Source organism: Aeromicrobium sp. Root495 (assembly GCF_001426755.1).
Classification (GTDB): domain Bacteria; phylum Actinomycetota; class Actinomycetes; order Propionibacteriales; family Nocardioidaceae; genus Aeromicrobium.
In genome coordinates this window covers 2,678,350-2,690,686 of record NZ_LMFJ01000001.1, presented here as the reverse complement: position 1 = coordinate 2,690,686, position 12,337 = coordinate 2,678,350, and the positions used below count along the sequence as shown (strand labels likewise).

The following is a 12,337-nucleotide window of genomic DNA, read 5'->3' as shown; positions in this document are numbered from 1 at the left end:
CACTCAGGGCAGGAGGACCTCGCGGATGGTGGCCATGCCCGCGGTGCCGAGCCGCAGGGCGTCGCGGTGGAAGGTCCGGAGGTCGTCGCCGTGCACGGCCACCCAGTCGTCGCGCAGGTCCTCCCACAGCCGCTGCCCGACCTTGTACGACGGAGCCTGGCCGGGCCAGCCCAGGTAGCGGTTCACCTCGAACCGCACGAAGGCGTCGCTCATGTTCACGTGCTGCGGCATGAACGCGAAGGCGTCCTCGCCGGACCAGGGGCCGGTGCCGAGGCCGGCGGACGGGGGCTTCTCCAGCCCGAGGTGCACGCCGAGGTCGAGGACGACCCGGGCGGCTCTCATGCGCTGCCCGTCGAGCATGCCGAGGCGGTCGGCCGGGTCGTCGAGGTAGCCGAGGTCGGCCATGAGTCGCTCGGCGTACAGCGCCCAGCCCTCGCCGTGGCCCGAGTTCCAGATGGTCCGACGCCAGCCGTTGAGCAGGTCGCTGTGGTGGGTGGCGAGCCCGATCTGGAGGTGGTGGCCCGGGACGCCCTCGTGGTAGACGGTCGTGAGCTCACGCCACGTGTCGAACTCGGTCTCGCCCTCGGGCACCGACCACCACATGCGGCCCGGGCGGGAGAAGTCCTCGCTCGGACCGGTGTAGTAGATGCCGCCCTCCTGCGTGGGCGCGATGCGGCACTCGAGCCGGCGCATGCGCTCGGGGATGTCGAAGTGGGTGCGCCCCAGCTCCTCGACGGCGCGGTCGCTCACGTCCTGCATCCAGGCCTGGAGCGCGTCCGTGCCGTGCAGGCGCCGGGCGGGGTCCTGCTCGAGGTGGGCGATGGCCTCGGCCACCGTGGCCCCGGGGAGCACCTCCTGCGCCACGGCCTCCTGCTCGGCCACCATGCGGCCGAGCTCCTCCACGCCCCAGGCGTAGGTCTCGTCGAGGTCGATCGTGGAGCCGATGAAGCCGCGGGAGGCGACGGCGTAGATGTCTCGGCCGACGCCGTCTTCCTCGGGAGCGTGCGGGGCGACCTCGTCGAGCAGCACCTGCACGAGCCCGGAGTAGGCCTCGGCCGCGCCCACGGCCCCGGCGTCGAGCGCGGCGGCGAGCCGGCTCGGCACGCCGGCCGCCCGACCCTGGTCCGCGAGGTCGGTGAAGAAGGTCCGGCTGCCGACGAGCTTGCCGGCCTGCGCGGCGACCTCGCGCACCTGGCGCAGGGCGGGAGGGTTCCCGGCGCGGACGCCGGCTCGCAGGGACTCGACGTACCCGGCCATCGCTCCGGGCAGGTTCTCGAGCCGCCGGGCGACGGCGGACCAGTCGTCCTCGGTCTCCGTGGGCACCAGGTCGAACACGTCGCGGAGGTCCTGCACGGGCGAGGCGATGACGTTGAGGTCGCGCTGCCAGAGCCCGAGCGCGTGCTGGTCGGCGGCCAGCTCGAGGGTGCGCACGAGCTCGGCCTGTGTCACGACGTCCACGTCGTCCTGGGGCCGGAGCTCGCGCGCCTGTCGCAGCACGGCGGCTCCGGCGTCGAGGAGCTGCTGGTGGCCGTCGGGTGAGAGATCGGCGTACTCGCCCTCGCGCCCGGGGCGTCCGAGGTGCACGTGAAGCTCGGGCTGCAGGTCCAGGAGGGTGTCGAGCCACTGCTCGCCCAGGGCGTCGAGCGGGGTCTGTTCGCGGGTCATGCCTCGACCCTACGAGCCGCGGCGGACCTCAGTCGCGACGCAGGCGAAGGCGGCGCAGCCAGTAGCCGATGCGGGCGCGGAACGTGCGTCCCTCGAGTCCCTCGATGCGTGAGCGCAGGCGGTCGATCTGCGCCTGCTGGGCCCGGGCGCGGTCGTCGACCTGGCCCTGGATGCGGGCGTGCCGGCTCCCGGCGCCCGTGTAGGCCGGGTGCTCGAAGGGAGGCTCGTAGCGGTCGGGGTGGCGGGTGATGTCGAGGACCATCCCGCCGCGCAGCCAGCGCAGGCGTGAGGCGACCTCGCTGCCGTCGTCGGCGAGGAGCGTGTGCACCGGGCGGGGCCACGACGCGCCGGCGAGCTGCTGGTCGAACGTCGTGCTGACCGCACCCGGGGCCCAGCGGTGGTCGAGCCCGTTGCGCTCCAGGAACGCCGTGTAGCGGGCGTGGCCGAGCGGCATCTCCTCGTTGAAGCCGCGGAGGTCCGTGGCCGCGTGGAGCTCGTCGGCGCGCAGGTCGGCGTCGAAGCGCGGCACCTCGATGAACGGCATCCGGTGGTGCTCCGCGAGCTCCTGGGTGCGCGTGTCGTGGGCGAGCAGCATCGCGGGAGTCCCGCCGAGCAGGGCGGCGACGTTGCCGTGGAAGCGCGAGCCGTAGACGAAGTCGCGCTGTCCCAGGTAGGAGTACCAGGGCCAGGTGTCGAGGAAGAGCCGCATGCGGTCCTCCTGGTAGAGCGGGTGCTGCAGGTGCACCGGCACGGCGGGGTCGTCGACGTGCGGGAACGGCGTGCCCCACAGGAGCAGGCGGAGGTCGTGCTGGTCCTGGCCGACGTAGACCAGGTTGGGGTGCCGCGCGGCCTGCGCCAGGGCGAACGCCCCGATGCCCGGGACCTCGGGCGTCAGGTTGAGCCCGAGCGGAGCATCGTCGGCGATGGTGTCGACCTTCTTCTCCACCCGGAAGTCCGGACCCCACTGGAAGAGCGACGGGCAGCCGATCACGTCGATGTCGGCGTCGCCGAAGCCCAGGCCCCGCAGGTAGTTGCGCGTGAACTGCCCGCGGACCCCGATGGACGCGGACCGGTCGAGCACGGCGGAGACGAAGCGGCGGACCGGCTTGGCGATGTCGGCCAGTGCCTCGACGCCCGAGCCGTGCGGTGCCTGCGCGCCGATGCCGACGACGGTGACCGGGATGGTGAGGCCCTCGATGAGCTCGCTCAGGTGGTCGAGGTGCCGGACGAAGTCGGGGCGGAAGGCGTTGGCGAGCGGCACCACGAAGTGGTCGAACTCCTCGCTCACCCGCTTGGCGTCGTCGGCGGCCGGCGCGCGGCGCTCGGAGAGCGTGCTGTTGGAGACCAGCTCGGTGCCGTCGATCGCGAGCGACTTCCACACGGCGTGCTGGAAGAGCAGGTTGCCGGAGTTGGAGTTGAACACGTCCTGCGTGAGCGTCGTCTCGGCGGAGACGGGGGTGAACGGGTCCTTGCCCGATCGGATCAGGATCCGTGCCATGGCGCCAGTGTTCCACGACCGGGACCCCGCTCGTCGAGCCGTCCGGCGGCGGCGACCTCGCTAGCATGCAGGGGTGCCGAGCGCCCGTGACCTGATGCGCCGCGTCGCGCGGCGCGTGCGCCGCCCGGCGGGTCCCGTCGTGCCTCGCACGGGTCTCGAGCTGGCGGCCCTGCTCGACTCCGGGGCCGACCCGCGTGAGCTCCTCGTGCGCCGTCTCCCGGCCGTGGTCCGGCTGCTGCCGGTGGTGCAGGACCCGGCCTATCTCGACGTCTTCTGCGACCGTGTGCCCACGCTGCTGGAGGGCCGCCCTGCGGGCGCGCTCCGTGAGGTCGATGCCCAGGTCCGGGTGGCCTACGAGCACGTCCGCCGTGGCGACCGGGCCGGGCTGGAGCACCTCCTGACGCACGAGGGGCTCAAGCTCGACCCTCACGACGCGTCGGTCGGACCCCACGGGCCGGTGGTCCACCTGCCGGGCTGGGACGAGCCGGCGCTCGACCGCGACGCCTTCGTCCTGGCCGACCACCAGGTCACGCTCGACGCCCGGGTGCTGCGGGTGCTGCCCGTCGGGACCGGCGCCGAGGTCGTCGTGTGGGCCTACCTCCGCCACGTCGAGGCGCCCTCGTCGGCGCGGGCCTGGGCCGTCGTCGGCGACGAGCGCACTGAGCTCTCGGTGTCCCGGGACCCGGAGGTCCCGGGCCTGCGTCTGGGCGCCTGGCGCGCGGCCTACGACCGCAGCGTGTGGCGCGTGGCCGTGCCCGCCGGCGCAGGACCCGCCGGCCTCGAGCTGGAGGTCACGGCTGGGGGAGTGTCGCGGCGCGGCCTCGTGGAGCGGGTGGACCAGGAGTCCTCGGCGGCCTGGACCCACGGCACGGACGCCTTCCGGCTCGGCGCCTCACCGGCCGCGCCCGTGAGCGGGCCCCGGGCCGTCGTCCTCGACGTCTCGGGCGACGCCCTCACCGTGCGGGTGGCGGGAGCGCTCCCGGGCCAGGAGGTCGCTCTGGTCTCGCCGGTCCTCACGGTCTCGGCCCTCCTCGGCGCCGACGGGATCGCCGTCGTCCCGCTGGTCGCCGACCGCTGGGGGCGAGGCGCGCGACCCCTGCCCACCGCCACGTACGCCCTGCTGCTCGACGGTGAGCCGGTCCGGCCCGGACACGCCGTCGACCTCCCGCTCGCGGTCGAGACGGACCAGCTGGCCGGCTGGTGGGTGCGAGCCGGCGAGGGGACCGCCCTGCGCCTCACCCCGCCGCGTCCCGTCGAGTCGCGCACGATGCACGGGCACCGCGAGCTCCGTCGGTCGTACCGCGAGCGCGAGGTCGCGGTGGACCCCGACGTCGCCATGTTCCAGAGCTACTGGGCGGAGTCGGCCACCGACAGCCCCCTCGCGATCTGCCAGGAGCTGTTGCGGCAGCGTCCGTCGACCAAGGCCTTCTGGGGCGTGCTCGACCACTCGGTCCCGGTGCCGGAGGGCACCACGGCGCTCGTCGCCGGCTCGCCCGAGTGGTACGACGTCCTCGCGCGGGCCCGCTTCCTGGTCAGGAACACCGAGCTCGGTGCGTACACGCGTCTGCGCCCCGGCCAGGTGCACGTGCAGACCTTCCACGGACAGGTGTTCAAGACCATGGGGACGGCCCTGTGGCGCGACGTCCGGAAGCTCCCGGAGTTCGTGGTGCAGCACGAGGCCACCACGCGGCGCAGCGACGTGTGGGGACTCATCACCACGGCCGATCCGTCGTCGGACCGTTACTACCGCGAGCTGTACGGCTACCGGGGACCCGTCCACCACCACGGGCTGCCGCGCACCGACGCCCTCCTCGCGCCCGGCGCCGACGTCGTGCGAGCCCGCACCCGGGAGCTGCTCGGGATCGCCCCGGACCAGGTGGCCGTCCTGCACGCCGCCACGTGGCGCGACGACCGCACCACAGGTGTCAACGCGGCGGCGGACGTGCAGCACGTCTCCATGGAGGCCCTCGCCGAGCGGCTCGGACCGGGCTTCGTGGTGCTCCAGCGCAGCCACGGGTCCGTCGCTCGGAGCTCGGTGCGCCACGGCGACCGGCCCGGCGTGGTGGACGTGACCGACCACCCCGAGATCAACGACCTCGTGCTCGCCTCCGACGTCGCCGTGCTCGACTACTCCTCGCTGCGCTTCGACTACGCGGTCACCGGCCGACCCATGGTGTTCCTGGTGCCCGACCTGGAGCAGTACCGCGAGGACGTGCGCGGCTTCCTCTTCGACTTCGAGCCCACCGCACCGGGGCCCTGGGTCCGCGACCTCGACGGCCTCGTGGACGCGCTGTCCGACCTCGACGCCGTGCGGGAGGCGCACGCCACGGCCTACGCGGCGTTCAACGAGCGCTTCAACCGCTGGCACGACGGACACGCCGCCGAGCGAGCCGTCCAGGCCATGCTCGCCCTTCCGCCGGTGTGACGTAGTCCCCAGGGACAAGCGCCGGGGTGCGGCGTACAGTGAGGGTGTCCACACCGTCTGGTACCCGTTCGCGGGACTGGAACGAAAGGCACCACCATGCAGCGTCCCCTCGTGGGCGTCGTCGGAGCAGGCCGCGTCGGCTCCGTCATCGCCGCCCGTCTGCGCCACCAGGGCCTCGACGTCGTCGTGTCCGCCCGCTCGGCCGCCTCGCGGCTGCGGGTCGAGACCAGCCTGCCCGGCGTCGGCGTGCTGGCCCCCGTCGACGTGGCGCGCCAGGCCGATGTCCTGGTCCTCACCGTCCCCGACGACGAGCTGGTCCGGGTGACCGAGGAGCTCGTCGCAGCCGGTGCCATCCGGGCCGGGCAGCTCGTGGTCCACACGAGCGGTCGACACGGCCTGGCCGCGCTCGAGGCGGCCACCCGTGTGGGCGCCCGCGGCCTCGCGCTCCACCCCGCCATGACCTTCACCGGCGCCCCCGGCGAGCTCGGCGCCGACGCCGGCCTGGGCTGCGTCTTCGGTCTCACGGCCGAGCCGGCCGAGCGCCCCGCCGCGGCCTGGCTCGTCGAGCTCCTCGGGGGCACCGAGATGTGGATCGACGAGGACCAGCGCGTCACGTACCACGCAGCACTCGCCCACGGCGCCAACCACCTGGTCACGCTCGTGGCGCAGGCGCAGGACCTGCTCCGCTCCGTCGCAGCGGCGAGCGGGACGCCTGGGGTCGACCCGGCGGACGTGCTCCGTCCCCTGCTCACCGCGGCCCTGAACAACGCACTCCAGCTCGGCGACGCCGCGCTCACCGGCCCCGTGGTGCGGGGCGACGTGACGACGGTCCGCGCCCATGCCGACGCCCTGGCGCACGCTCCGGCCGACACCCGCGACTCGTACCTCGCCCTCGCCCGCGCCACCACGCGCCGTGCCCAGGCCGACGGCCGCCTCGACGCCGACACGTCGCGCCAGGTCCGCCAGGTGCTGCGCGAGGCCGAGTGGGACGCGCTCGCCGAGACCGCGCTGCGGGTCTGACGTGCCCGCCCCGGTCGTGGCGCGCACGCGCGCCGAGCTCGACGCTGCCCTCCGAGGTGCCCGCCACGACGGCAGCACCGTCGCCCTCGTCCCCACCATGGGAGCCCTGCACGACGGCCACGCGGCGCTCGTGCGGCAGGCCCGTGACCTGGGTGACGTCGCGGTCGTCTCGATCTTCGTGAACCCCACCCAGTTCGGGCCCGGCGAGGACCTCGAGGCCTACCCCCGCACCCCCGACGCCGACCTCGCGCTGTGCGAGCGCGAGGACGTCGACGTCGTCTTCATGCCGAGCGTCGAGGAGATGTATCCCGGCGGTGTCGAGTCGTCCGTGATGGTCGACCCGGGCCCGCTCGGCACGATCCTCGAGGGGGCGGCCCGGCCCACCCACTTCCGCGGCGTGCTCACCGTCGTGGCCAAGCTGTTCGCCGTGGTGCGGCCCGACGTCGCGGTCTTCGGCGAGAAGGACTTCCAGCAGCTCGCCCTCATCCGCAGGATGGTCCGCGACCTCGGGCTCGACGTCCGCATCGAGGGCCACCACATCGTCCGCGAGGACGACGGGCTGGCGCTCAGCTCCCGCAACACCTACCTCTCGGCCGAGGAGCACCAGCAGGCGCTGGCGCTCTCCCGTGCCCTGCAGGCGGGGGCGGCCGAGGGCGCCGTCGGTCCGGTCGCCGTCCTCAAGACCGCCTGGGACGTGCTGGGCGACGCTCCCGGCGTCCAGCCGGACTACCTCGTGCTCACCGACGCCTACCTCGGCGACGTGCCGCCCGACTTCACCGGTGAGGCCCGCCTCGTCGTGGCCGCGAAGGTCGGCACCACCCGTCTCCTCGACAACCTCCCCGTCTCCCTCACCCCACCCCCGGAAGGGCGCTGACCATGTTCCGCACCATGATGAAGTCCAAGATCCACCGCGCCACCGTCACGCAGGCCGACCTGCACTACGTGGGCTCGGTGACCGTCGACCAGGACCTGCTCGACGCCGCCAACCTGCTCCCGGGCGAGCTCGTCCACATCGTCGACATCGACAACGGGGCGCGGCTCGAGACCTACACGATCGCGGGCGAGCGCGGCTCCGGCGTCATCGGCATCAACGGCGCCGCCGCCCGCCTGGTGCACCCGGGCGACCTCGTCATCCTCATCGCCTACGCGCAGATGGAGGACGCCGAGGCCCGCGCGTTCGAGCCCAGCGTCGTGTTCGTCGACTCCGAGAACCACGTCATCGGCACCGGCTCCGACCCCGCCGAGGCCCTGCCCGGCTCCGGCCTCACCCGCGGCGACGTGATCGAGAACCCCCTGGTCCTTCGATGACGCTGCTCGCGCTCGACGTCGGCAACAGCCAGACCGTGATCGGTGCGTTCGAGGGCGAGGCGCTGGTGCGGCACTGGACGGTCTCCTCCGACGTCCGGCGCACGGCCGACGAGTGGTTCCTCCTGGCGCGCGGGTTCGTCCGGTCCGCCGAGCTCGCGGCCGTCGAGGCGGTGGCCATGTGCTGCACCGTCCCGGCCATCCAGGTCGAGCTGCGCGACATGCTGGAGCGCTACTTCTCCGACGTCCCCGTGTCGGTGGTCGGTCCGGGTGTCAAGACCGGCGTCCCCATCCACACCGACAACCCGCGCGAGGTCGGCGCCGACCGCATCGTCAACGCCCTCGCCGCAGCCGCGCTCTACGGCGGGCCCGCGATCGTCGTCGACATGAACGGCACCGCCACGATCTTCGACGTCGTCGACGAGCAGGGTCGCTACGTCGGGGGCGCCATCTCGCCGGGCGTCGAGGTCTCCCTCGAGGCGTTGGCCCGGCGCGGTGCGCAGCTGCGGTCCGTCGAGCTGGCCGAGCCGCGCAGCGTGATCGGCAAGAACACCGTCGAGGCCATCCAGTCCGGAGCGGTGTTCGGGTTCGCCGGGCTCGTCGACGGCATGGTGGACCACCTGATCGAGGCGCTCGGCGCCGATCCCGACCACGTGACGGTCGTCGTCACGGGCACGTACGCCGACGTCGTGGTCGACCACTGCGCCACGGTCACCACACGCGACCCGTGGCTGACCCTCACGGGCCTGCGGCTCGTGCACGAGCGCAACCACTGAGCCGGATGCTCCTCCACCCCCTCGGGTAGCATCGCCTGCGGTTCCGCACCGTCCCTGACAGGAGCAACATGGCCGATCGACACGACCTGGTGCGACGTCTGCGACTCGCCCTCGCCGCGATCGCCTACAAGCTGCGTCATCCTCGGCGCAGGCCCGGGTACGTCTCGGTCGTCGTGCCGGTCTACAACGTCGAGGCCTTCGTGGGGGAGTGCCTCCGCTCGCTCCAGAAGCAGGTCTACAAGCGGCTCGAGATCGTCGTGGTCGACGACGGCTCGCCCGACCGCTCGGTCGACGTGGTGCAGGGCTTCATGGCCGAGGACAAGCGCATCAAGCTCGTGAGGCGCGAGAACGGCGGCCTCAGCGCCGCCCGCAACACCGGCGTGAAGCACGCGCGGGGGCAGTACATCGCGTTCCTCGACTCCGACGACACCGTCCAGCCGACGTGCTACTCCGACGCCGTCAAGAGCCTGCGTGAGAGTGGCTCCGACTTCGCGGTGTTCTCCTACCGCCGTCTGCGCAACCGATCGATCGTGCAGCCGGGCCCCTGGATCCTCGAGGCGCACAGCCGCCGCCTCCAGGGCGTCACGCTCGACGAGTTCCCCGACATCCTGGTCAACGCGGTGGCCTGGTCCAAGGTCTACGACCGCACCTTCTTCGACCGCGCCGGCCTCACCTTTCCCGAGGGCGTGCTCTACGAGGACCAGCCCGTGAGCGCCGCGGCCTACATGGCCGCGCGCACCTTCGACGTGCTTCCCGACCAGCTGGTCAACTGGCGTGAGCGCGACGACGGACAGTCGATCAGCCAGCAGACCCGCGACCTGCGCGACGTCCGCGAGCGGTTCGCTGCCGCCGTCACCTCGCTGAAGATCCTGAGCCCCAACCCCCTGGCGCACCGCACCCGGGTCGCCCAGCTGCTCACCAACGACCTGCGGCACTCCATCGTCAAGATCCCCAACTCGGACCCGGAGTTCTTCGAGGCCGTGCGGGTCGGCGTCCGCGACGTCGTGAGCCAGGTGGAGGGCGTCGAGTGGGACGCGGTCGGCGCCACGATGAAGATCGCGCTGGGCCTCATCGAGAGCGCCACGCGAGAGCAGGTCATTCGTTTCATCCACGCCGACGGCCTCGGCCTCCAGACGTACCGGACCACCGTCAGTGACGGCGAGGTCCTGCTCGACCCCACCACGATCGACGTCCTGCCCGGCCAGGTGGAGCGCTGGCGCACGGTCCTCGCCCCGTCCGAGACGCCGCTCGACCGTTGGGTGCGCCGGGCCTGGTGGGCCCCCGACGGCTCCCTCCACCTCGTGGGCTGGGCACTCCTGCAGAACCTCGAGGACCCGGACCAGACCATCCGCATCAGCGTGAGCGGACCGGGGGGTGCCGTGGTCGACCTCGACGTCGAGCAGGGCTACGACGACGAGATCCTGGTCCTGCGTCAGCACAAGCACTGCACCTACCCGGGCTCGTACTTCGAGGCCACGCTGCCGGCCGACCGCGTCCCGGTCACGCCCGGCTCGTGGGTGTTCGAGGTGTCGGTGGAGGCCCGGGGCATCGTGCGCTCGCGCCGGTTCCGCGAGGTCCAGGACGTCGTCACCAACCGACAGCTCCACCTGCGGACCCTGCCCGGCGGGCGTCAGGCGGGGCTGGCGCTCTCCGACGACCTCGACCTGCAGCTCGACGTGGTCGCACCGCAGCCCACCGTCGCGTCGCTGTCGCTCGAGGGGGGCACCCTCGCCGTGAGGTACACCGACGACGTACCGGTCTCGGCGGCCCGGCTCGCCGGACGGGGCGGTCCCGTCCTCCAGCGCGGTGCCGACGGCTCGTTCACGGCCGACGTCTCTCGCTGGGCCAAGGTCCCGCTCGACCCCGACCCCGCCCAGGCCGTGACCGCGCGGTTCCCGCTGCAGGCCGAGACCGAGGGAGGGCGTCGTCGCGCCCGCGGGCAGGTCGGGGAGGACATCCAGGTCCTGGGCGTCGTCGGCCCGTTCGCCGTCTGCTGCGTCACCACGGCCAAGAACGAGGTCACGATCGACCTGCGTCAGCGGGTCGTCGTGCTCGAGACGTTCGACGCCTCGGACGCGGGCATCGCCGTCAGCGGCGTCGCGCACGGCGTCGGCGCGGCGCCGCAGATGCTGCTGCGTCGGCGCGGTCTTGCCTCCACGTCGCCGGCCGCCACGGCCTCCGACGGGGCCTTCGAGGGCTTCATCGACCTCGCACCGGGTCGGTGGGGCCTGCCGGGTGCGCTTCCGGGCGGCTTCTACCCGCTGCGCGTCCTCACCGACGCCGCCGACGGGTCGCCCGTCGAGGTCATCCCGCGCTTCCGTCGCGCCTACCTCGACCAGCTCCCGTTCGACCGGGACCCGGGGCTCGTCCGGCTGCGGCTCACGCACTCGAGGGCCAAGAACCCCGAGGTCGTGCTCCGGTCCTTCACGAGCCACGTCGACCGCAGCCGGGCCCGTCAGGCCCAGCTCCGGGCGGGCGTGGGGCTGCGTGACCTGCCCATCCGCGAGGACACGGTGCTGTTCCGCACGTTCTACGGCGAGAACACCACGTGCGTCGCACGCGGCATCCACCGCGAGCTGGTCCGGCGCGGCGCCGACCTCGACCTCTGCTGGGCCGTCAAGGACCTGAGCGTGCCGGTCCCCGAGGGCGGGCGGCCCGTCGTCGTGAACTCCTCGGAGTGGTACGAGCTGATGCACACGGCCAAGTACCTCGTCGACAACGTCCATCAGCCCGACTGGTTCCGCACCCGGCCCGAGCAGGTCTTCGTGGAGACCTTCCACGGCTATCCGTTCAAGCAGATGGGCCTGCCGTACTGGCGCCAGCACGGGTACAGCGAGCCGCGCATCGAGAGCTTCCTCGAGCGTGCCTCCGACTGGCGCTACGTCGTCTCCCCGGCCACGTACGCGACCCCGCTCCTGCGCGAGGCCTTCGGCTACGACGGCGAGATGCTCGAGGTGGGGTACCCGCGCAACGACATCTTCTTCTCCCCGGAGGCTCCTGCGCTGCGGGCCGACGTCCGCCGCCGCCTGGGCATCGCTCCGGACGCCAAGGTCGTGCTCTACGGACCCACGTACCGCGACTGGCTCTCGTCCACCGAGTTCGTCTCACAGATGGTCGACTACCTCGACTACGACGCGTTCCTCGAGGGCCTCGGCCCCGACACGGTCCTGCTCCTCCGCGGGCACGCCATGAACGCGCGGCACAAGAACCGGGCCGCTCGGCGTCCTGGCCTGATCGACGTGACGGACTACCCGGAGATCAACGACCTCGTGCTGGCGAGCGACGCCGCCATCGTTGACTACTCGTCGTTGCGCTTCGACCTGGGCGTGGCGGGCATACCCATGGTCTTCCTCGTCCCCGACCTCGAGCGCTACAAGGGTGACCGGGGCGCGCTGATGGACTACGAGCCCACCGCTCCGGGCCCGCTCGTCTCCACGACGCAGGAGTGCATCGAGGCGTTGAGCGACCTCGACCGCCTCAAGGCCGAGCACGCCGAGCAGGTGGCCACGTTCAAGCGTGACTTCCTCGACCTCGACGACGGCCGCTCCGGTGAGCGGGTCGTCGACGTGGTCTTCGGCGACGCCGTTCCGCCGTCGCCCGGCGACCCGACCCAGGGCTGAGGCACCGCGGGCGGGGGCCCGCCGCGGG

Annotated in this window: 8 protein-coding genes; 6 read left to right on the top strand and 2 right to left on the bottom strand. The window is 72.8% G+C overall.

Annotated features, from left to right (window positions below; all coding sequences use genetic code 11):
* Window positions 1-3: 3 nt before the first annotated feature.
* Together ASD11_RS13415 and ASD11_RS13410 are read right to left on the bottom strand one after the other, a co-directional pair.
* Entirely contained in the window at window positions 4-1,665 is a 1,662-nt protein-coding gene (locus tag ASD11_RS13415) for a DUF885 domain-containing protein (protein WP_056287912.1), read from the bottom strand.
* Between the two features lie 28 nt (window positions 1,666-1,693).
* Entirely contained in the window at window positions 1,694-3,163 is a 1,470-nt protein-coding gene (locus ASD11_RS13410; protein ID WP_056287911.1) for a polysaccharide pyruvyl transferase family protein, read from the bottom strand.
* Between the two features lie 73 nt (window positions 3,164-3,236).
* Between ASD11_RS13410 and ASD11_RS13405 the strand changes: the two genes are divergently transcribed.
* The 6 genes from ASD11_RS13405 to ASD11_RS13380 all read left to right on the top strand — a co-directional run bounded on the left by ASD11_RS13405 (window position 3,237) and on the right by ASD11_RS13380 (window position 12,309).
* Window positions 3,237-5,588 carry a CDP-glycerol glycerophosphotransferase family protein gene (locus ASD11_RS13405; protein ID WP_056287909.1) on the top strand — a complete coding sequence of 784 codons (2,352 nt, stop codon included), beginning with the start codon at window positions 3,237-3,239 and terminating at the stop codon, window positions 5,586-5,588.
* Window positions 5,589-5,645: 57 nt separating this feature from the next.
* Entirely contained in the window at window positions 5,646-6,608 is a 963-nt protein-coding gene (locus ASD11_RS13400) for a Rossmann-like and DUF2520 domain-containing protein (RefSeq protein ID WP_327019529.1), read from the top strand.
* A 1-nt stretch (window position 6,609) separates the two neighbouring features.
* Window positions 6,610-7,482 carry a pantoate--beta-alanine ligase gene (gene panC / locus ASD11_RS13395; RefSeq protein WP_056287905.1) on the top strand — a complete coding sequence of 291 codons (873 nt, stop codon included), beginning with the start codon at window positions 6,610-6,612 and terminating at the stop codon, window positions 7,480-7,482.
* A 2-nt stretch (window positions 7,483-7,484) separates the two neighbouring features.
* The gene (panD, locus tag ASD11_RS13390; protein ID WP_056287903.1) at window positions 7,485-7,916 is read left to right on the top strand and encodes an aspartate 1-decarboxylase; all 432 of its coding nucleotides are present in this window, start codon (window positions 7,485-7,487) and stop codon (window positions 7,914-7,916) included.
* Window positions 7,913-8,689, top strand: a complete 777-nt coding sequence (locus tag ASD11_RS13385) for a type III pantothenate kinase (protein WP_056287901.1) — start codon at window positions 7,913-7,915, stop codon at window positions 8,687-8,689. Before panD ends, ASD11_RS13385 begins: the two co-directional genes overlap by 4 nt.
* Before the next feature lie 68 nt (window positions 8,690-8,757).
* Window positions 8,758-12,309 (top strand): bifunctional glycosyltransferase/CDP-glycerol:glycerophosphate glycerophosphotransferase, encoded by a 3,552-nt coding sequence (locus ASD11_RS13380; protein WP_056287899.1) that lies wholly within the window; start codon window positions 8,758-8,760, stop codon window positions 12,307-12,309.
* The last annotated feature ends 28 nt before the right edge of the window (window positions 12,310-12,337 follow it).